The organism is Nocardia halotolerans, from assembly GCF_042650145.1.
GTDB classification, from domain to species: domain Bacteria; phylum Actinomycetota; class Actinomycetes; order Mycobacteriales; family Mycobacteriaceae; genus Nocardia; species Nocardia halotolerans.
On record NZ_JBHSDL010000014.1, the window covers coordinates 177621 to 201862 of the forward strand.

The window sequence follows — 24242 nt, forward strand, 5'->3', positions numbered from 1 at the left end:
ACCGGACGGCTGTACTGGCATGGGTTCTCAACCTCTCGAAACGGGAGCTGGCGACGTGCGCGGATGCCTCGGCGAAACAGGCAGCAGGCACGACGGCCGGCTGCCCGATTCTAGGCGCCCACCGCACCCGCCCGCGCATCGGCCCTCGTCGTGTGCCCCTCGGGTGCGGCCGCGTCGAGGACGGCCGCGATCCGGGCCAGCGCCGCCTCACCGGCCATCGCCCAGTGGGTGGCGTCGATCCCGTGCCGGTGCACCGTGCCCGCGACCGCACCGGCCCAGCTCGCCGCACCGCGTGACCCGGTCGGGTCGTCGACGGTGGCGGCGAAGTAGACCAGATCGCCGTCGAACCGGCGTGGCCGGTACGCCTCGACCATCCGCATCGAGGCGGTGGCCGCGTCGATGATCCGGGAGATGCGCGGGCCGTCGAGTTCGGCCAGTGGGCCGCCGAGTTCGGCCGCGGCCGCGGCGAGGCCATCGGCGTCGAAGCCGACGCTGTCACCGGCCAGTCCGCCGAGCAGATCGGCGACAGTGGGCAGCGGGGTCTGTTCGGGCCCGTCACCGAGCCAGCTGTCCATCATGGCCAGTTGCGCCACCTGCTCACCTTCGGCTTGCAGCCCGGTGGCGACAGCGTGGGCGAGCAGCCCACCCAGCGACCAACCGAGCAGGTGGTAGGGCCCGGTCGGCTGGACTTCCCGGATCGCGGCGATGTAGCGCCGCGCCCAGTCCTCGATGGTGGCCGGCAGCGGTTCGTCCGCGGTGAGCGCGGGCGACTGCAGACCGTAGATCGGGCGTTGCGAGTCCAGGTGGCGGGTGAGACCCGCGAACGACCAGGACACCCCGCCCACCGGGTGGATGCAGAACAGCGGCGCGCCCGTGCCGCTGGTGCGCAGTGGCAGCAGCACCGCGAACGCGTCGGCCGCATCTTCCTCGCCGCGTAGGCGGGCCACGACGACGGCCGGAGTCGGGTCGGTGAAGAACCAGGCCACCGGCACCGCGGTGTCCAGGGCCGCGCTCAGCCGCGACGACAGCTGCACCGCGGTGAGCGAGTTGCCGCCGAGGTCGAAGAAGTTGTCGTCCATGCCGATCCGGTCCAGGCCGAGGACCCGGGCGAAGGCACCGGCCACGAGTTGCTCGGTCTCGGTGACCGGTGCCCGGAAGGCGGCTCGGCGCAGGTGCGGGCGTGGCAGGGCGTCGCGGTCGAGCTTGCCGGAGCTGTTGACCGGGAGCGCGTCGAGTTCGAGCACCACCGCGGGCACCAGGTGTCCGGGCAGTTCGACGGCCAGTGCGGTGCGCAGGACCGCCGCGTCGACCACGGACTCGCCGTGGGCCACCGCGTCGGGCTGCTGGGCATCCGCCGCGACAACATATCCGACGAGCCGGTCGGCGCCCTCGTCCGAAACCACCGCGACCGCCGCTTGGGCGACGCCGGGCTGCCGTCGCAGCGCGGCTTCCACTTCACCGAGTTCGATCCGCTGACCGTTGAGCTTGACCTGCAGATCGGTGCGGCCGACGTATTCCAGTGCGGCAGCGCGGGTTCGCGCGGTGGTCAGGCGAACGAGGTCGCCGGTGCGGTACATCCGGTCACCGGGCGCACCGAACGGGTTCGGCACGAATCGCTCGGCGGTGAGTTCGGCCGCCCCGAGATAGCCGAGGGCCACCTGCGCGCCGCCCACGTACAGTTCGCCGGTCACGCCGGGCAGCACGGGCCGCAGTCGTGCGTCGAGCACGTAGAGCTTCGTGTTGTCCACCGGCGCACCGATCGGCACGGTGTGGTTGTCGCCGGCGCTCACCACGTGACTACTGACCTGCACCGTGGTTTCGGTGGGTCCGTACAGGTTCACCACCTGCGCACCGGTCAGCGCCCGCACCTGTTGGGCCAGCGCGGCAGGCAGCGCCTCACCGCCGGCGAACACCCTGCGGAGTGACCCGGTTCCGGACACCGGGTGGGCGGTGGCCTCGCCGGGACGCACGCGGTTCGAGTCCCCCGCAAGCGGCTGTCGCGAACCGGCTCGCGGTACGCGGTCCGACGCGTCCCGCGCGGTGTCCGCTTCGAGGTGCGCAACATAGGCCGCGAGCAAGGTCGGCGCGAATTGCACTGTGTCGATGCGCTGTTCGGCGATCAGCGCGGCCAGGTAGGCCGGATCACCGTGCCCACCGGGCCGGGCGATGACCGTCCGCGCACCGACTCGCTGCGGCAACAGCAACTCCCAGATCGAGGCATCGAAGGTCGTCGGCGTCTTGTGCAACACGACATCCCCCGCACCTATCCCGAAGCACCGGGCAAACCACTCCAGCTGATTGACGACCGCCCGGTGCGGCACACCCACACCCTTCGGCAGACCGGTCGACCCGGAGGTGAAGATCACGTACGCGGTGTTCTCGGGCCGCAAGGCCCGCACCCGCTCGTCATCGCGGACCGGTGCGGACGAATACCCGGTGAGGTCGACCGCGTCGACCACGATGACGCCGCTCTCCCCCAGCGAACCGCTGTCTCCGGCACTGGGCACACCGTCCACTGACAGACCCGAGACGCCACCCGTGGCGGGCCACGCTTCGAGACCGCCCGTGACAGGAAGGTCGTTCGTGGCCGAGGGGCGCGCCAGGTCGTCCGTGCCGACCAGGTCCGGGAGGTCGCCGGTGGTGGTGAGGATGCGGGCCGGGCGAGCGATCCGCAGGATGCGGGTGATGCGTTCGGCCGGGTGGTCCGGGTCGATCGGCACGTAGGTGCCGCCTGCGGCGAGCACCGCGTACAGGCCGACGAGCAGGTCCGTCGACCGGCGCACGGCCACGGCCACGGGTGTTTCGGGGCCCACCCCGTGCTGGATGAGGTGCCGGGCCAGCCGGTTCACCCGTGCCGCGAATTCGGCGTAGGTGAGTTCGGATTCGCCGTCGACGAGCGCGATCGCCGCCGGTGTCGCGGCGGCCTGCCGGTCGAATGCGGTGGGCAGCACGCCGACAGGCGCGGCCGGCTCGGCTGTGGGAGCGAGACGGGCCCACTCCTCGGGCATCGCGGCCGGTGCGTCAGCAGGCGTGGCACTCCCGGCCTCCGGTACGCCTGAGGCAGTCGACAGCGACCTTCCGAACGCGTCGGACACCGGGCCCACCGAATTGCCTTTGCCGCTCTCGGAACTCACCCGAGGCACCGTGTCGTACCACGCCTCGAGCAGGCGCCGATCACTGTCGGTGAGCAGGTCGATGTCGCCGATCGCGGCGTCCGGCTCGGCTGTCACCGCTTCGAGGATCCGCACGTATCCCTCGGCGATGCGGACGGCGGTGGTGTGGTCGAACAGGTCGGTGGCGTAGGTCAAGCTCACTGCGCGGCCGCCGTCGGCGGTGTCGGTGAGGACCAGGTCCAGGTCGAATTTGGCGATGGTGGTTGCGGCGTCCAGTGCGGTGACGGTGAGGTCGGGCAGGACGACCTCGGCGGGTGCGCCGTCGAGGTTCTGGAAGGCGAGCATCACCTGGAACAGCGGGCTGTGGGCGGTGGAGCGCACCGGGTCCAAGGCGTCGACGAGACGTTCGAACGGCACCTCGGCGTTCTCGAAGGCATCCAGATCGACCCGCCTGGCCTGGCGCAGCAACGCGGTGAACGAGGCGGCGGGGTCGACGGCGGTGCGCAGTACGAGGGTGTTGACGAACATACCGACGAGCTGATCCAGCGCCTGCTCACCACGGCCGGCCACCGGTGTGCCGACTGCGATGTCGCTACTGCCGGCGAGCCGGGCCAGCAGCGCGGCCAGTGCCGCGTGGGCGACCATGAACTCACTGGCTTCCATCCGGCGTGCCAGCGCGGCGACCCGCTGCCACACTCGCGGGGGCACCACGGTTTCCACGCTCGCACCCCGGTTCGAGGTGAGTGCGGGGCGGGGCCGGTCGGTGGGCAGTTCGAGTAGGCCGGGCAGCCCGTCGAGTTCGGTGCGCCAGAACCGCAGCTGCCGGGCGGCCACGGAGCCGGCGTCGTCCTCGCTGCCCAGTACCGCGCGCTGCCACAGCGTGTAGTCCGCGTACTGCACGGGTAGTGGCGCCCAATCGGGTTCGGCACCCGCGCGCCGCGCCAGGTAGGCGAGGGTGGTGTCGCGCAGCAACGGTCCCGCGGAGAACCCGTCGGCGCTGATGTGGTGGATCACCACCACCAGCACCACTTCGTCGGGCGCGCAACGCAATACCCGCACCCGTACCGGTGGGGCGACAGTCACGTCGAAGCCGCGACCGATCTCGGCGGCCACCATGGCGGGTACCGCGATCGGGTCCACGGTTTCCACCACCGGCGCGGGCACGAATTCCCACACCGCCTGGTGTCCGATGCCGTCGATCGCCGGGTAGGCGGTGCGCAGCACCTCGTGGCGGTCGAGGACATCGGTGACCGCGGCGGCCAGGGCGTTGGCATCGATGTCACCGGTGAGCCGCACCGCGATCGGGATGTTGTAGGCCGCCGACTCCGGGTCCAGCCGGTTGAGCAACCACATGCGCTGCTGGGCCGCCGACAGCGGCACCCGTTGCGGCCTGGCACCTGCCACGAGCGCGGTCCGCGCGCCGCTGCCGGCGTGTGCGGCGAGCGCGTCGGCGAGCCCGGCGACGGTGGTCGATTCGAACAGGGCGCGCACCGGCACCCGGGTCGACAGCGCCGCGCCGAGGCGGGCGGCGACCCGGGTGGCGATCAGCGAGTTGCCGCCGAGTTCGAAGAAGTCGTCGTCGAGTCCCACCTGTTCGCGCCCGAGCACCTCGGCGAACACCTCGGCCACCGCGCGTTGCGCGCCGGTGACGGGCGCACGGAACGGCCTGGCCACGAAGTCCGGGTCGGGCAGCGCCGTGCGGTCCAGTTTGCCGGAGGTGTTGAGCGGGAAGGCGTCGAGCACGACGACCACCGACGGCACCATGTACGACGGCAGCACCCGCGCCACAGCCGCTCGCAATTCGGCCGGGTCGGGGTCGGCGCCGGGCGTGGGCACCGCGTACCCGACGAGCCGGTCGCCGTTCGGGCTCGCCGACACCAGCACCGCGGCCTGACGCACGGTCGGCAGGGCCTGCAACGCGGCTTCGATCTCGCCCAGCTCGATGCGCTGACCACGGAACTTCACCTGGAAGTCGCTGCGCGCCAGATACACCAGGACACCGTCACGGGTCCAGCGCACCAGGTCACCGGTGCGGTACATGCGAGCCGCCGGAGTGGGGGTGGGGTTCTCTGATGGCCAGAAGGCGGTAGCGGAGCCTGGCTCTGCCGCACCCTCAACGGCCGCATCCGCGACCTCAGCAGCCCGACCAGCGGCTTCAGTCGCTTCGGCAACCCGGCCGACGCACACCGCGGCGAACGGGTCGGCGACGAAGCGGTCGGCGGTGAGATCCGCTCGGCCGAGGTAGCCGCGGGCCAGTTGATCACCGGCCAGGTACAGCTCACCGGCGACCCCCGGCGGCACCGGGCGGAGTCGTTCGTCGAGGACGTAGACCCGGGTGTTCCACTCGGGCACACCGATCGGCACGGTGGGTCCGGTCGCGTCCTCGGCCGGCCAGGCGGTGACCGAGACGGCGGCTTCGGTCGGTCCGTACAGGTTGTGCACGGCGGCAGCGCATTTCGCGCGTACGGCGGCGACGGTGTCCGGGGTGAGCGCCTCGCCGATGGCCAGCACCAGCCGCAGGCTGCGCAGCTGCTCGGCCTCGGCATGTGCGGCGAACACGCCCAGCATCGACGGCACGAAGTCGATCACGGTGACGCGTTGTGCGGCGACGAGCTCGGCCAGGTACAGCGGATCACGGTGGCCGTCGGGGGCGGCGAGCACCAGCCTCGCCCCGGCGGCGAGTGGGGCGAAGAATCCCCACACCGACAGGTCGAAAGTGGCCGCCGACTTCTGCAGGTACACATCGGTGGCGTCGAGCCGGTAGTGCTCGACCAGCCACGCCACCTGATTGCGGATCCCCGCGTGACTCATCGCCACGCCCTTGGGCTTCCCGGTGGACCCGGAGGTGAACAGCACGTAGGCGAGGTTCGAATCGTGCAGTGGAGCACGGCGTTCGCTGTCGGCCACGGGATGCGACGGGTAACGAGTGGTGTCGACCGTGTCGAGGACGACGATATCGGGCCCCGCGCCGGATCGGTGCGCGAGCGGCAGATCGGGCCGGTCGTCTTCGTTGGTGACAACCAGATGCGGGCGCGCGGTCTCGAGGATCTGGCCGATCCGCTCGACCGGATGGTCGGGGTCGATCGGCACGTAGGCCGCACCGGCGGTGAGCACCGCGTACATCGCGACGACCAGGTCGATCGAGCGCCGCATGCCCACCGCGACCAGCACATCGGGCCCGGCCCCCGCCGCGATCAAGTGCCGCGCCAGCCGGTTCACCCGCTCGTCGAACGCCGCGTAGCTCAACGATGTCCGGTCGAAGACGAGTGCCGTGGCTTCGGGGTTCGCCCGCACCCGCGCCCGGTAGGAGGTGAGCAGCGTGGCGGTCCGGTCGATGTCGTGTGCGGTGGCGTTCCACTGCGCGAGGATGCGGGTTCGTTCGACCGGATCGAGCACGTCGATGGCGTCCAGCGGCGTCTGTGGTGCGGTCGCGACGGCGGTGAGCAACCGTTGCAGGCGAGCGCCGACCGCCGCGGCGGTTTCGGTGTCGAAGACATCGTGGGCGTAGGTGAGCACGCCGTGCACGCCCGCCGCACTGCCGTCGGCGGCGTAGTCGTCGCTGACGATCAGGTGCAGGTCGAACTGCGACAGCGCGTTGTCGGTGTCCAAGCTCGACACGGTGATCCCCGGCAACGCCAGTTCGGCGCGTTCGAAGTTCTGGAAGGAGAAACCGACCTGGAACAGCGGATGCCGCGCGGTGGAACGAGCCGGGTCCAGCACCTCGACGAGACGTTCGAACGGTACGTCGGCGTGGGCGTACACGGCGAGATCGGTGGCCCGCTGGCGAAGGAGCAACTGCTGGAACGTTTCCCCGGCTCGCAGTCGTGTGCGGAACACCAGAGTGTTGACGAACATGCCGACGAGATCTTCGAGCGCGGCCTCCCCGCGACCGGCCACCGGGGTGCCGACGGTGATGTCACCGCTGCCGGACAGGCGTCCGAGCAGGGCCGCGAAGGCGGTGTGCACCACCATGAACAGGGTGGCGCCGGACTGCCTGGCCAGGTCGGTGAGCCGGGCGTGGGTGGCGGCGTCGAGGGTGACCGGTACGGTGCCGCCGGCGAGACTGCGCACGGCGGGGCGCGGCCTGTCCAGTGGCAATGCCAGTTCGTCGGGCAGGTCGGCGAGTTCGCCGCGCCAGAAGTCGAGTTGGCGGGCGGCCACCGAGGCCGGATCGTTTTCCTCGCCCAGCACGGCCCGCTGCCACAGCGCGTAGTCCGCGTACTGCACCGGCAGCGGGTTCCACCGCGGTGCGGCTCCGTCGCGGCGGGCGAGGTAGGCGGTCATCAGGTCGCGCACCAGCGGCGGCACCGATGAGCCGTCGGCGCTGATGTGGTGCACCACCACGGCCAGCACGGCCTCCTCGGCGCCGATCCGGTACAGCACCACCTGCCAGGGCACCCCGGCGGTGACATCGAAGGTGGTGGCGGCCAAGGCGGTCACGGCGTCGACGACCTCGGCGGCATCGATCTCGCGAACGCGCAGTGCCACGCCGGCTTCGGCGGCGGGCAGGATCTGCTGCACCGGTCCGTCCGCGGTTTCCGGGTAGTAGGTGCGCAGCACTTCGTGGCGTTCGACGAGATCGTCGACCGCGGCCGTGAGCGCGTCGAGTTCGAGCGCTCCGCGCAACCGGACCGCGATGGGCACGTTGTAGCCGGCCGAGTCGGGGTCGAACCGGTTGAGGAACCACATCCGCTGCTGCGCGGGCGACAAGGGGATCGCCGCGGGTCGTGGTCCGGCGACCAGCGCCGGCCGCGTCCGCCCCTCGGCGGCGTCCAGCGCGGCAGCCAGGTCGGCCACCACGGGTGTCTCGAAGATCCGCGCCACCGGTACCTGCCGGTCCAGCGCGGCGCCGAGCCGGGCCGCCACCCGCGTGGCGATCAGCGAATTGCCGCCCAGGTCGAAGAAGTCGTCATCGGCACCGACCCGTTCGATCCCGAGCACCTCGGCGACCACCTCGGCCACCGCCATCTCCGAAGCCGTCGCCGGGGCCCGGAATTCCCGTTCGACCAGTTCGGGCGCGGGCAGGGCGCGCCGGTCGAGCTTGCCGGAGGCATTGACCGGGAACTCGGCCAGCACCACGAACGCAGTGGGCACCATGTATGCCGGAAGTACTTGCTGCAAGCGGGTCTTCACCCGCTCGAGGTTCAGCGGCGGGTGCGAATCAGGGTGCGGCGCCGGGTGCGAATCAAGGTTCAGCGCCGGGCGAATATCGCCAGGCCGCGCACCGTCATCGCGTCCGGTGCCGGACGCATCAGCGATGTCGGCGGCCGCCGCCACCGCGCCCGCGCCGCCCATCTGAGCAGCGGGGAGAGTCGTCGTGTGGCCGTCCACGGAGCGGCCCGAATCCGGGGCGGCCGGGACCACGTACGCCGCGAGGTAGTCGCCGGTGCCGTCGTCGCGCACGGTGACGACCGCGCGGTCGACCGCGTCCAGGTCGAGCAGGGCGGCTTCGATCTCCCCGAGTTCGATGCGTAGACCACGCACCTTCACCTGGAAGTCGGTGCGGCCCAGGTACTCCAGTTCACCGGTGCGGGTGCGCACGACGAGGTCGCCCGTGCGGTACATCCGCTCGCCGGGCGCGCCGTAGGGGCCGGCCACGAAACGGTCGGCCGACAGGTCGGGTCGCGCCAGGTAGCCGCGCGCCAATTGCACCCCGGCCAGGTAGAGCTCGCCGGGGACGCCGACGGGCACCGGGCGCAGGCGGGCGTCGAGGACGTGCAGTGCGGTGTTGGCGACGGGTGCGCCGATCGGCACCGTCACGGTGTCGGCGGCGGTGACCTCGTGGAAGGTGACGTCGACGGCGGCCTCGGTGGGCCCGTACAGGTTGTGCACGGCGACCCCGGGGATCAACGCGCGCAGCCGCTGGGCGTCGGCGGCGGGCAACGCCTCTCCCGAGGCGAACACCTGCCGCACCGAAACACATTCGGCGGCCCGGGGTTCGGCGAGGAACGCCGACAGCATCGCGGGCACGAAGTGGACGACATCGACCCCGGTGCGGGTGATGATCTCGGCCAGGTAAGCGGGGTCGCGGTGCCCGTCGGGGCGCGCGATCACCAAGGTGGCTCCGGCCTGCAAGGGCCAGAACAGTTCCCACACCGAGACGTCGAAGGTGATCGGGGTCTTGTGCAGGACGGTGGCGGTCGCGTCGAGCCGGTAGGTGTCCTGCATCCAGACCAGTCGGTTCACGATCGAGGTGTGGCTCACCGCGACGCCCTTGGGCTTGCCGGTCGACCCGGAGGTGAACAGCACGTAGGCCAGGTCCGCGCCACGCAGCGGGCGCAGCCGGTCGGCGTCGGTCACCGGGTCGCCACGGAAACCGTCGAGGTCGATGGCACGCGGATCGATTGTGCGCGTGCCCGTTTCCGGGAACTCGGCCGCCAGCACGCAGACCGGTGCCGCGGTGGCGAGCACGTCGGCGATCCGGTCGGCGGGGTGGTCGGGGTCCAGCGGCAGATACGCGGCACCGGCGGCCTGCACGGCATGGACGGCGACGAGCAGGTCGATCCCCCGCCGCAGCCCTACTCCGACGATGACGCCGGGCCCGACCTGCTCGGCGATCAGCCACCGTGCCAACTGTGCGACCCGAACGGCGAACTCGCCGTAGGTGATCCGGTGGCCCTCGAACTCGAGTGCGACCGCGTCCGGGGTGCGCCGGGCCTGCTCGGCGAACATCGACACCAGGGTCGCGTCGAGGTCCGGTGCGGCGGTGGTGGTGTCGTTCCAGACCGCCAGCTGTGCGCTCTCGGCGGCCGTGAGCAGGTCGATCTCGCCGACCGGAACGGTGTCATCGGCGACCACCGCGCTCAGTACGCGCACGAATCGGGCACCGAACGCGGCCACGGTCTCGGCGTCGAACAGGTCGGTGGCGTACCGCAGCCACCCACGCATACCCGGTTCGCCGGTGGCGCCGGTGGTTTCGTTGATCGCCAGGGACAGGTCGAACTGGGTGGTGGCGGCGGGCAGGACGAACTCGCCGATCCGCAGACCGGGCAGTTCGATCGTGGTGTCGTCGCGGTGCTCGAAGGCGAGCATCACCTGCACGATCGGCGAGTACGCCGTCGAGCGCACGGGGTTCAGTTCGTCGACGAGTCGCTCGAACGGCAGGTCCGCGTGCGCGAACGCCCGCAGGTCCGCGGCGCGCGCCTCGGCCAGCACGGCGTCGAATCCGGCACCGGCGTCGATCGTGGTCCGCAGTACCAGGGTGTTGACGAACATGCCGACCAGGTCGTCGAGGGCGGCGTCGGCGCGGCCGGCGACCGGGGTTCCGACGGCGATGTCGGCGCCGGCGCCTTGGCGCGACAGCAGTACCGCGAACGCCGCGTGCACCACCATGAAGGCGGACACACCGTGGCAGCGGGCCAGCGCGTCGATCCCGGCCACCACCTCGGTGGGCACCTCGAATCCGACGGCCGCACCGGCCCCGGTCCGCACCACGGGCCGCGGCCGGTCGGTCGCCAGCTCCAGCACGGGCGCCAGGCCCGCCAATTCCGTACGCCAGTGCGACAACTGACGTGCCAGACGCGAAGCCGGGTCCGTGGCATCGCCGAGTACTTCGCGCTGCCAGAGCGTGAAGTCGGGGTACTGCACCGGGAGTGGCTGCCACTCCGGAGCGCGGCCCGCGGCCCGCGCGGCGTACGCGGTGATCAGATCCCGCGCCAGCGGTGTGGTGGACACCCCGTCGGCGGCGATGTGATGCACAGCCAGCACGAACACATGCTCGCGCTCCCCCGCGCCGCCTCGCGTCCGGGATTCGGATGAGGTGTCTTCGCCGGCCCGCCGCAGCAGCGCGGCGCGCAGCGGCGGCTGGGTGGTCAGGTCGTAGCCCGCACCGATCACCGTGCGCACCGCCTCGGCGAGGTCGGCTTCGGCGACCTCGCGCACCATCGCCTCCGGCAGCACCTGATCGACCGGGAGGACCACCTGGGTCGGACCGTCTGCATCGGCCGGGAACACCGTGCGCAGGGACTCGTGCCGTTCGAGGACATCGGCCAACGCCGCCCACAGGGCGTCGGTATCGAGCGCACCGTGCAGGCGCAGCGCGATCGGCAGGGTGTAGACCGCCGAACCGGGGTCGATGCGGTTCAGCAACCAGAGACGAGTCTGGGCCAGTGACAACGGGATGCGGTCCGGGCGGGGTCGCACAGTGAGCGCGGGCAGCGCCGCACCGTGGTCGGCGGCACGCGCGGCGAGACCGGCGACGGTCGGCGCGTCGAACACATCGCGCACGTCCAGTGCACTGCCGAGCACCGCGTTGGCACGCGCGACCAGGCGCATGGCGAGCAGCGAGTTGCCGCCGACGGTGAAGAAGTCGTCGTCGGCACCGACCCGGGGGACGCCGAGCAGGTCGGCGATCACCTCGGCCAGCGCGGTCTGCGTGCCCGGCCGCGGCGCCACATAGGCGGTGGTGGCCGACAGGTCCGCCGCCGGGAGCGCGGACCGGTCGAGCTTGCCCGCGGAGTTGAGCGGCACCGTCTCGAGCACCACCAGATGCGTGGGCACCATGTAGGCGGGCACCCGGCCGGCGACGTGCGCGCGCACCACCGCGAGGTCGACCTCGCCCGCCACGTAACCGACCAGGCACTGGCGGCCCGCGTCGTCGGTGGCGGGCAGCACGGTCGCCTGCGTCACGCCGGGGGCGGCCCCGAGTGCGGTCTCGATCTCGCCGAGCTCGATCCGCAGACCACGGATCTTCACCTGGAAGTCGTTGCGGCCCAGATAGACCAGCGCGCCGTGGCGGTCACGGCGCACCAGGTCGCCCGTGCGGTACATGCGCCGGCCCTCGGGTCCGTACGGGTCGGCGACGAAGCGGTCGGCGGTCAGGTCGGACCGGCCGAGGTAGCCGCGAGCCAGCTGATCGCCGGCCAGATAGAGCTCACCCGTCACACCGGCCGGAACCGGGTGCAGTCGTTCGTCGAGCACATAGGCGCGCACGTTCCAGGTGGGTACGCCGATCGGCTGTTCGGTCTGCGAGACCGGGGCGTGGATCTGCTGGAAGGTGCTGGTGATCGCCACCTCGGTGGGCCCGTAGGTGTTGTGCAGTTCGCCGGGGATGGTCGCGAGCACGGTGGCCGCGAGCGGCGCGGGCAGTTCCTCACCGCCCACGTGCAGCATCCGCAGCCCGCTCAGCGCGTCACCGAGCCCTTCGGCCAGCATCGCGGCCAGCACCGAGGGCACCATCTCCACCACCGTGATGCGCTGTTCGCGCAGGACCTGCGCCTGATAGGCCAGGTCGAGGTGGCCGCCGGGTCGCAGCAGCACCAGCGGGGCGCCCAGCAGGGCGGGTGCGAGCAGCTCCCAGAGGGACACGTCGAAGGTCAGTGGTGCGCGCTGCAACAGCCGATCCGCCGCCGACATCGCGTACTCGCCACGCAGCCAGCACAATTCGTTGACCACCGCGCGATGCGACACGATCACGCCCTTGGGTGTGCCGGTGGACCCGGAGGTGAACAGCACGTACGCCGGGTGATCGGGGTGTAGCGGCGCGAGGCGTTCGGCATCGGTGACCGGGGTACCCGCGACCGGGTGCTGCGCCGGATCCTCGAGTTGGGCCACGGTGAGCACCGGGAACCCGGAGCGGCTGGCGGCCGCGAAATGCACCGAGGCCGTGACGGATCGGATGCTGGTGTCCACCTGGTCGAGGTCATCCGCGTGCGCGGCGACGACCAGCCGCGGCGCCGCCGTCTCGAGCACGTACCCGACCCGGTCGGCGGGCTGAGTGAGGTCGACCGGCACATAGACGCCACCCGCGGCGAGCACACCGTGCAGCACCACCAGCAGTTCGAGGCTGCGCGGAACCGCCACGGCGACCGGTGTTTCCGGCCCGACACCGCATTCGATCAACCGGCGCGCCATCCGGTTGGCGCGGTGCGCGAGCGCACCGTAGGTGATCTCGGCGCCTTCGAAAACGGCCGCGACGGCCCGCGGATCGCGGGCGGCTGCCGCGTCGAGCAGGTGCGCGGCCAGCGGAGCGGTGATGCCCAGCTCGGCGAGCTCGGTGTGCAGAGCGACCTCCGCACCGTGCGGGCCGGCCAGCAGATCCGCGCGGGTGGCGCCGTCGAGCAGGGCGAGGTCACCGACCGCGGTGCCGGGTGCGGTGACCGCTGCCCGCAGTACCCGCTCCAGCATGCCGAACAGCTCGGCGACGGTGCCCGCGTCGAAAAGGTCGGTGGCGTAGCGCAGTTCGAGGTCGAGGCCCTCGGCGCGGCCGTCGCCGCCGAATCGGTCGACGAAGGTGAAGTCCAGGTCCACCTCGATCGGCGCGTCGGGCAGTTCCAGCGCCGACAGGGTGAGCCCGGGCAGTTCGAAGGCGCTGCGGCGCTGGTTCTGCAAGGCCAGCGACACCTGATACAGCGGCGAATAGCCCTGGGAACGGGCCGGATTCACTGCGTCGACCAGGCTTTCGAACGGCACATCGGCATGGTCGAAGGCGTCGAGATCGCCGGCGCGGACCTCGTCGAGCAGGTCACTGAAGCGGGCGTCGGAGCGGACCCGGGCACGCAGCACGAGGGTGTTGACGAACATGCCGACGATGTCGTCGAGTTCCCGGTGCCCACGTCCGGCCACCGGGGTACCCACCACGATGTCGGAGCCGGCCGACAACCGGGCCAGCAGCACCGCCAGACCCGCGTGCAGCACCATGAACGGCGTGGCGCGCCGGGCGCGAGCGAGTTCTTCGATGCCCCGGTGCAATTCGGCGTCCAGGGTGGCGGTGAAAGTGGCGCCCCGGTTCGAGGCGACCAGCGGCCTGCGACGGTCGGCGGGCAGGGTGAGCACATCGGGCAGCCCGGTCAGGCGGTGCGTCCAGTAGTCGAGCTGACGGGCCAGTGGCGCATCCGGGTCCTCGGCACTGCCCAGGCCCTCGGTCTGCCACAGGGCGTAGTCGGCGTAGTGCACGCGCAGCGCGGGCAGGTGCGGTGCGCAACCGGCGGCGCGGGCGGCGTAGGCGGTGACCAGGTCGCGAGTCAGCGGGCCCATGGACCAGCCGTCGGCGGCAATGTGGTGCACGACCAGGACCAGCACGTGTTCGGTCGGCGCCACCCGCAGCAGGGCGGCGCGCACCGGAACCTCGGTGGTGATGTCGAAGCCACCCGCGAGCACGGTGCCGACCGCCGCGGGCACCTCGGCCGGTGCCACGTCGGTGACGGTGAGCTCGGGGACGAACGGCGCCCCGACGAGCTGGGTCGCCTGCCCGTCGAATTCGGGATAGGTGGTGCGCAACGTCTCGTGCCGGGCGATCAGGTCCCCGAGCGCGCCGCGCAGCGCGGCGGAGTCGAGCTCGCCGCTGAGCCGGATGGCGACCGGGATGTGGTAGGCGGCCGAGTCCGGATCGAATCGGTGCAGGAACCACATCCGCTGCTGCGCGGGTGAGAGCGGAATCCGCTGCGGGCGCCGAACGGCCACCGGTCCACGGCGGCTGCCGGTGCCGCACAACGCTTCCAGCCGGTGCGTCAGCCCACTGACCGTGCTCGCCTCGAACAGCTCCCGTACCGGCACCCGCGCATCGAGTGCGGTGCCGAGGCGAGCCGCGACCTGGGTGGCGAGCAGTGAGTTACCGCCGAGCGCGAAGAAGTCGTCGTCGGCGCCGACCCGGTCGAGGTCGAGCACACCGGCGAAGGTGGCGGCGACGACCCGTTCGACAGCGGTGCCTGGCTCGCGGTAGCCGACCTCATGGACCTCCGGCGCAGGCAGGGCGCGACGGTCGAGTTTGCCGGAAGCGTTGACCGGCAGCTCGTCGAGGAATACGTAGGCGCTGGGCACCATGTACGACGGGAGGACCGCGGCGACCGCGGCGTCGAGATCGGCCGGTGCGGCGCTCTGTTGCGGGGCGGGAGCGGCAACGGGCCGAGCGCGGCCGGCGGCCGACGCGGCGGAGTCGGTGACGACGTAGGCGACCAGTTGGTCGGGTCGGCCTTCGCCGGAACGGACCAGGACCGCGGCACGGCCGACACCCGGGACCGAGGTCAGGGCGGCTTCGATCTCCGCGGGTTCGATCCGCAGGCCGCGCAGCTTCACCTGGAAGTCGGTGCGGCCCAGGTAGTGCAGCGTCGGCCCGTCGGGGCCGGTGCGCCAGGTGACCAGGTCACCGGTGCGGTACAGGCGCTGCCCGGTGCCGAAGGGGTCGGCGACGAAACGCTCGGCCGTCAGGTCGGCGCGGCTGTGATAGCCGTCGGCGAGCTGGGTGCCCGCCACGTACAGCTCGCCCGCAACACCGGCGGGCACCGGCCGCAGCCGCGCGTCCAGGACGTAGACCCGGGTACCGGCGACGGGCTTGCCGATCGGCACCGCGGCACCCGGCTCGTCGCGGACTTCGTGGGTGGTGACCTGGATGGCGGTCTCGGTGGGACCGTAGAGGTTCACCACCGTGGCACCAGTGTTCGCGCGTACCCGCCGGGCCAGGTCGGTGCCCAGCGCCTCACCGCCGGCGAACACCAGCCGAAGCGAATCCATCTGCGTCGCTGCGGTTTCGGCGAGGACAACGCTCAACACCGATGGCACGTATTGGATCACGCTCACCCGATGCCGCGCGGTGGCAGCAGCCAGATAGGCCGGATCGCGGTGCCCGTCGGCGGTGGCCAGCACCAGGCGCGCACCGACCTGCAGGGGCCACAGCAGTTCCCACACCGACGCGTCGAAGGTGAACGGTGTCTTCTGCAACACCACGTCCTCGGCACCGAGCGGGTGCGCGTGCTGCAACCAGCGCAACTGGTTCACCACGGCCCTGTGCGGCACCGCCACCCCCTTGGGCCGGCCGGTCGAACCGGAGGTGAACAGGACATAGGCGAGATGTTCGGGACGCAGCGCGCCACACCGCTCCTCGTCGGTCACCGGCTGCGCGGACAGTTCCGACAGGTCGAGGGTGTCCACCGCGACAACCGATTCCCCCACTGACACACCGGAGCCGGTGACCGTGAGTACACACACCGGTGCCGTCTGCGCCAGCACATACGCGGTGCGCTCCGCCGGATGATCCGGATCCACCGGCACGTACGCCGCCCCGGCCGCGAGCACCGCGTGCACGGCCACCAACTGGTCGACCCCGCGGCGCATCGCCACCGCGACCAACGCCCCCGGCCCGGCCCCGAGCCCGATCAGGTGTCGCGCCAACCGCGCGACCCGCGCCCCGAACTCCGCATACGACAACTCCGTCGCGGCCCGCTCGTCACGCACGCGTTCCGTGGCCCCCGCTGCCTGACGAGCGGCGATCATCTCCACCACCGGCTCCGCACCACCGCTCGTGTCGTCACTACCGCCGTGAGCAGGGCGCCCAGTCGCGTGACCAATGGCGGCGATCGTCTCTCGCGCCGACTCCACACCGCCACTCGTGTCGTCACTACCGTCGTGAGCAGGGCGCCCAGTCGCGGGACCAATGGCGGCGATCGTCTCTCGCGCCGACTCCACACCGCCACTCGTGTCGTCACTACCGTCGTGAGCGGGGCGCCGAGTCGCGTGATCCGTGGCGGTACTCGTGGTGCGGGCAGGCAGCGCGGTGGGGGCTTCGAGTGGTGGTGTTTCGGCGGTGGCCGGATCGATATCGATGATGACCGCGATCGCCTCTGGAGTCGCCGCGACCTGATCGGCGAACAGTGTGGCGAGAGTGGGTGTCGTATCGACGGTGGTGGTGTTGTTCCAGGTGGTCAGGATTTCGGTGCGTTCGGATCGGTCGAGGAGGTCGATGTCACCGACCGGCTGATTCGGGTCGGCGAGGACACCGGCGAGCAGGCGGCGCAGGCGGGCGGCGAAGCCCGCGACGGTGGGGGCGTCGAACAGGTCGGTGGCGTACAGGAAAGCGCCGGAAATACCGGCGGGAGCACCGGTTTCGTCACGGTGCTCGGTGAGGGTGAGCTCGAGGTCGAACTTGGCCGCACCGACGGGCAGGTCGACACCGGACACCGTGAGACCGGGCAGCGCGAGCTCGCGGGCGGTGTCCTCGTGCAGTGACAGCATCACCTGGAACAGGGGGTTGCGGGCGGTGGAGCGCACCGGATCGAGCACCTCCACCAGGCGCTCGAACGGCACGTCGGCGTGGCCGAAGGCCGCGAGGTCGGTGTCACGGACCCGGCCGAGCAGCTCGGCGAACGGCGTCGCCGGCTCCACCTCGGTGCGCAGGACCAGGGTGTTGACGAACATGCCGACCAGATCGTCGAGCGCGCGGTCACCGCGCCCCGACACCGGGGTGCCGATCGCGATATCGGTGGTCGCCGACAACCGGGCCAGCAGCACCGCGAACACCGCGTGTGCGGCCATGAACACCGTCACGCCGTGCGCCCGCGCGAACTCGGCCAGCGCACGATGCGTGCCGGTGTCGAGGTCGACGGCGTGCACGGCACCGTGTCGCGAGGCCACGGCGGGCCGAACGCGATCGGTGGGCAGTTCCAACTGCTCCGGCAGTCCGTCGAGCGCTGCCCGCCAGAACGAGATCTGCTTCGCGGCCACGGATGCCGTGTCCTCGGCGGCGCCCAGAACCGCATGCTGCCACACCGCGTAGTCGGCGTACTGCACGCTCAACGGAGACCACTGCGGCGCGGTACCAGCGGCGCGCGCACCATAGGCGGCGAGCACATCGCGAATCAGTGGTCCGAACGAGAACCCGTCCGCCGCAATATGATGCAGCACGATGACCAGGACGTATACGGCCTCCTCGGGATCGGGCGGGTTGTCCTGCGCCGCTGTGCCGGCGGGTTGCACGCGCAACAGCGCCGCATGGATCGGGGCGTCGACGGTGAGGTCGAACCCGACGGCGGCGAAGGTCCGCACCGCGTCGGCGACGGCCTCCGGCGAGATGATCTCGGGGTGCACCGGGGGCACCAGACCCGCGGCGGGCAGGATTTCGGCGGCCGCGTGACCGTCGCGTTCGGGGTAGCGGGTGCGCAGCACCTCGTGGCGTTGCAGCACATCGACGATCGCGGCCTGTAATGCGGCGACGTCGAGGGTGCCGGTGAGGCGCACGGCCAGGGGAATGTTGTCGGTGGCCGAACCCGGGTCGAAACGGTTCATGAACCACATGCGCTGCTGCGCGGGTGAGAGCGGCAGCGGGTCGGGGCGGGGGCCCGCGATGAGGGCGGGACCCGCCCCGGTCCCGCGCGCACCGTCGGCCGCCGCGGCCAGGGTGCGCACCGTCGGGGTGTCGAAGAGCTGGCGCACGGGGATGCGGATGTCGAGGTCGGCGCCGACCCGCGCCATCAGGCGGGTGGCGAGCAGCGAGTTGCCGCCGAGGTCGAAGAAGTCGTCGTCGCGGCCCACCCGCTGCACACCGAGGACCTCGGCGACAGCGGCGGCGACCGCCTGCTCGGCGGGGGTTTCGGGCGCGCGGTAAGCGGCGGCTTCGAAGATCGGTGCGGGCAGCGCGGTGCGGTCGAGTTTGCCGACCGGGGTCAGCGGCACCGCGTCGAGGCTCATGATCGCGGCCGGCACCATGTGCGCGGGCAGGTGCGCACCGACGTGCGCCAGCAGGGCGTGCGTATCGATGACCGCGCCGGGCACGGGCACCACATAGGCCGCCAACACGGTCGCTCCGGCGTCGGTCCGATGCCCGACCGTGGCGGCGAAGTGCACGCTCGGGTGCCGGGCGAGCACGGCGTCGATCTCGCCGAGTTCGATCCGGAATCCGCGCACCTTCACCTGGAAGTCGTTGCGGCCCAGGTACTCCAGCTCATAGACGTCGTTGCGCCGGATCCAGCGCACGGTGTCGCCGGTGCGGTACATGCGTTCGCCCGGTGCACCGTAGGGATTGGTGACGAAGCGGGCGGCGGTCAGTGCCGGCCTGCGGTGGTAGCCGCGCGCCAGCTGCGCCCCGGCGATGTAGAGCTCGCCGACCACGCCCACCGGCACCGGCCGCAGCCGCTGGTCCAGCACCAGCTCGGTGACGCCTGCCACCGGCGCACCGAGCGTGATCGGTGTTGCCGCGCCGAGCGGTTCGCTGATGTTGGTGACGATGGTGGTCTCGGTGGGCCCGTACCCGTTGCGGAAGACCAGTTCCGGAACGGCAGTGGTCCAGCGTTTCACCAGCTCCGCCGGGCACGGCTCACCACCGACGACCACTACTCGCAGGTCGTCGAGTCCCTCCGGGTCCACGGTCGCCAGCGCCGACGGTGTGATGACCACATGGGTCACCCGCTCGACCCGCAACAGTTCCCGCAGCTCCGCCCCGCCGAACACCCCGTTCGGGGCCACCACCATCGTCGCCCCCGCACACACCGTGAGCAGCAATTCCGCCACGGAGATGTCGAACGAGGGCGAGGCCACGTGCAGCACCCGCGCATCCGCGGCAGCCAGGTACCGCCCCGCCTGCACGGGTAGGTGCGCGGCGACCGCGGCATGCGGGATCACGACACCCTTGGGCAGACCGGTGGTGCCGGAGGTGTAGATGACATAGGCGGGATCCAACGGGGCAGGCCGCCGCAATCCCGGCGACACGCCGATCCGCGCGTTCGTCGGAGCCGAATCAATGGTTGTACCGAGTTCGACGCCACTGACCGGCCCGCCGGATTCGACAATCTCAGGCTCAGCCGCGTCGAATGCCGCACCGCCCTCAGCGGCGTCTGTCGAGGCACCGGATTCAGTTGCGTCGGTGGACGCACCCAGCTCGTCAGCAGCACCCTGCGGACCACGGTCGGCAGCACCGCCGGCACCCGGCTCGGTAACCGCTACCGCGACATCGGCCCCCGGGTTGCCGAGCTCGAGCACCAGCCACGGCACCGACTCGGGCAGGTCCGCGACCAGCCCGGCGAGGGTGATGCCCGCGGCGGCGCCGGAGTCGGCGAGCATGTGGTTGATGCGGTCGGGCGGGTAGTTCGGGTCGACGGGGAGGAATCCCGCACCGGACTCGATGACCGCCCAGACGGCGGTCACGGACGCGGCCGAGCGTGGAATGCTCACGGCCACGAGGTCGCCCGGGCCGATCCCGAGGTCGGCCAGGCGGGCAGCCAGGTGCGCGGAGGCGGCGGCGAGTGCACCGTAGGTGAGGGTGTGGGCGCCGTCCCGGATCGCGAGCGCGGCCGGGTCGGCGGCGGCGCGGGCCAGGACCTCGGGGAGCAGTGGCGCGGGGACGGATTCACCGCCGGTGCGGGTGGTCAGTTCGGTGAGTTCGGTGTCGATCAGCAGCGGCAGGTCGGTGACCAGGGTCTGTGGGTCGGTGCCGATCGCAGCCAGGAGGCCGGTGTAGCGGCGCACCATTCGGTCGATCGTCGGTTCGTCGAACAGATCTGTGGCGTAGGAGAATTCACCGCTGAGACCGGCACCGGTGGCGCGCAGGGTCACCGAGAGGTCGAACTTCTCGATGTCGTAGGGCAGGTCCACGGCGGCGGCGCGCAGGCCGGGCAGTTCGAAGCTGGTGGTCGGCAGGTTCTGCAGCGACAGCGCCACCTGGAACAGCGGGTGCCGACCGGCGGAACGCGGTGGTGCGAGCACCTCGACGAGCCGTTCGAACGGCAGGGTGGTGTGTTCGAAGGCGGCCAGATCCTCGGCGCGCACCCGGTCGAGCAGTTCGGTGAACGGCTCCGCACCACGCACCCGGGTGCGCAGCACAGCGGTGTTGACGAACATGCCGATCACGTCGTCGAGTTCGGCGGCACCGCGACCGGCGACCGGACTGCCGATCGCCACGTCCTCGGTGCCCGACAGGCGCGCGACGAGCACCGACAGCGCCGCGTGCAACACCATGAACAACGTGGCACCCTGCTGGGCGGCAACAGCATTCAGCGCCGAGACGAGGTCGGCGTCGAGGGTGAACTCCACCCGGCGCCCCCGCATCGACGCGGTGGCCGGGCGCGGACGATCCGCAGGCAGCCCCGATTCGTCGGGCAGTCCGGCCAGCGCACCCCGCCAGAAGGCGATCTCGCCCGCGGCCTGCGAAGCCGGGTCGTCCTCGGCGCCGAGCACGGCCCGCTGCCACAGCGTGTAGTCGGCGTACTGCACCGGCAGCGGCACCCACTGCGGCGCCGCCCCTTCGGTGCGCGCGTGATAGGCGGTCATGGTGTCGCGCACCAGCGGACCGGCCGACCAGCCGTCGGCGGCGATGTGGTGCACCACCAGTACCAGCACATGATCGCCGTCGACTTCGAACAACCGCACCCGCACCGGTGGTGCGGCGGTCACATCGAAGCCACGCAGAATCTCCCGAGCCAACACACCCGGAAGATCCCGAGCGGCAACACCGACGGGCCGCAGCAGGACCGAAAGCGCGCTCCCCACTTCAGAAATCGCCCCGGCCACCAGCTCCTCACCGAGGTTCGCCGCACCGGCCGCACCGGCTACGGCACTGTGAGCAGCACCGTCGGCCTCGGCGCCGAGCAACTCGCAGGCCCGCTCCGCGGTGAGCACCACCTGCGAACCCAGTCCGTCCACCTCGGGATACACCGTGCGCAGCACCTCGTGCCGGGCGATCAGATCCCCTACCGCACCCCGCAACGCCGCATGATCGAGCGCACCGGACAACCGCACCGCGATCGGAATGTTGTAAGCCCCGGTGTCCGGGTCGAACCGGTTCAGGAACCACATGCGCTGCTGAGCGGGCGAGAGCGGCAGCACATCCGGACGCGGGCCCGCGACCAGCGCCGGGCGTTCGTCGGCGGCCCCGTCCTCGACCAGTTTCGCCAGCACCGCGACGGTCGGGCTGTCGAAGAAGTCCCGAACGTCGACGCGCACGCCGAAGTCGGCCTGTAGCCGCGCGATGGCACGGGTGGCGATCAGTGAATTGCCGCCGAGCTGGAAGAAGTCGTCGTCGAGGCCGACGGTTTCGACCTCGAGCAGCGTGGCGAACAGGGCGGCCACCGCTCGCTCGGTCGCGGTGCGCGGCTCCCGGAATTCGGCCGCGCCGGCCCGGAAGTCCGGCTCCGGCAGGGCCTTTCGATCCAGCTTGCCGCTCGCGTTGACCGGCATGGCCGGCACCTGCACCAGCAGCGCAGGGATCATGTACTCCGGCATCGACGCTTTCGCGTGGGCGGTGAGTTCAGCCGGGTCCAGCGGCTCGCCGTCGACGCTCACCACATAGCCGACCAGCGCCTCGCCCGCCGCGTGCCGGTGCAGCAGCACCGCGGCGTTGCCGACCCGGGGATGGGCGGCCAGCACCGCTTCGATCTCACCGAGCTCGATCCGCAGACCACGCAGCTTCACCTGGAAGTCGGTGCGCCCCAGGTATTCCAGTTCACCGCTGGGCAGCCGCCGGACCAGGTCGCCCGTGCGGTACATCCGCTCGCCGGGCATGCCGTGTGGATCGGCCACGAACCGGTCCGCGGTCAGCCCGGGCCGGGCCACGTAGCCGCGCGCCAGCTGGACACCGGTCAGGTACAGCTCGCCGACCACTCCGGCCGGAACCTGATCGAGGTTCTCGTCGAGAACCAGCAGGCCGGTGTCGTCGGCGGGGCCACCGATCGGCACCGACACTTCGTCGGCCGCGGTCACTTCGTGCGCGGTGACGTCGACCGCGGCCTCGGTGGGGCCGTACAGGTTGTGCAGCGCGGTCGCCGACAGGGTGCGCAGACGTGCGGCGGTGGCCGCGGGCAGGGCCTCACCCGAGGCGAACACCAGGCGCAGCGACGACAGATCCGCGCTCGCCCCGGTCTCGGCCAGCTCGCCGACGAACGCCGCCAGCATCGCGGGCACGAAGTGGGTGACCGTGACCCGGTGCCGGGCGATCAGCGCGGCGAGGTAGGCGGGGTCGCCGTGACGGCCGGGTTCGGCCACCACCAGCCGGGCACCGATCTGTAAGGGCCAGAAAAGTTCCCACACCGACACGTCGAAGGTGTAGGGCGTCTTCTGCAGCACCACATCGGTCTCGGTCATGGCGTAGCAACGCTGGCGCCAGTCCAGGTTCGCCACGATCGCACCGTGCGTCACGGCCACGCCCTTGGGCTTGCCGGTGGACCCGGAGGTGAAGATGACATAGGCGGTGTTGCCTGCCCGCGCGAGCGATCGCACCTCGGCGGGTGTGTCGGTCCAGTCGATGTCGTCGGTCCGCAGCACCGGCGCACCGTCGAGGTCGGGTTCGTCGCCCGCGCGGGTCACGACGACCACGGGCCGTGCCACCTCGAGCACATAGTGCAACCGGTCCACCGGATGATCGGGATCCAGCGGCACATACGCCCCGCCCGCGCGCACGATGGCGTGCACGGCCACGATCAGCTCGACACTGCGCCGCATCGCCAACCCCACCAGCGATTCGGGGCCCACGCCCATCTCGGCCAGCCGCGCGGCCAGCACCCGCACCTTGGCGTCGAACTCGGCATAGGTCAGTGTCTGCGCACCGAACTGCACCGCGACCCGGTCCGGCGTGCGAGCGGCCTGCTCGACGAACCGGTCGACCAGGGTCGGTGCCTGTCCGGCCGCCGGCGACTCGATCCCCAGCACCGACATCGCGTCGTCGGCCAGCGCGTCCACCAGCCGTCCGAAGGTGCCCTCGGCCGCGTCCACCACGGTCGGGAACAGCTCGGCGAGTACCACCTGCACCAGCGAGTCCGGGTCCAGCGCGCCGCCGGTGAGTTCGGCCATCAGTGTGAGCTGGGCGTCCAGTTCGGCGTAGGACACCGTGGTGGCGTCGAACTCGACCGCGATCCGCGCCGGATCCATCGCCGCGACCGCCGCCACCAGCGCTGCCGGCTGCTCTGTTTCCGCGCGCGCCGGAGTGGGGTTGGTCATCGCACACTGCCTTCCATCTACCGGCCGCGGGTAACGCCACGCGGCCGCACAAAATCTCGGAACTCCCCCGGCTCGCACGCCGGTGACGGGATCGATACGGGGCGGCCAACCTCGGGCACCTTGCCCGAAATCCGCCCTCTCACACCGGCATTCAGTGCGATCGGCTATGACACGATCGCCACGATCCGGTTCGCCACCAGGCAACCAGCAATAACTCGGCTATCTCCCGACCTCCATCGTCGAACCCCGACACCCGGCACACACGCCCGCAGACGACTGAAGCGTATTCGTTTCGATAATAAACCGGACCAGATTCAGTCAAAATATCGGCCCGAAGAGTAGATGCCCTGAACCGGGCGGCAGGTCGGCAATCCGACCGCACACGGCCGCGAACACACCCCGCGCCGAGCGGGCTGTGACGGCCGACAACACAATCTCCTACTGTGTCCGACCACACTAACCGAACCGACGTTGCATCACCGTTGCATCACAGTGATG

General features: G+C 71.3%; 1 pseudogene. It reads right to left on the reverse strand.

Annotation, left to right across the window (positions count from 1 at the left end):
• Window positions 1–206: 206 nt before the first annotated feature.
• Window positions 207–23744 (reverse strand): annotated as a pseudogene (locus tag ACFO5K_RS11470) (non-ribosomal peptide synthase/polyketide synthase); the annotation flags it as partial.
• Window positions 23745–24242: the final 498 nt, after the last annotated feature.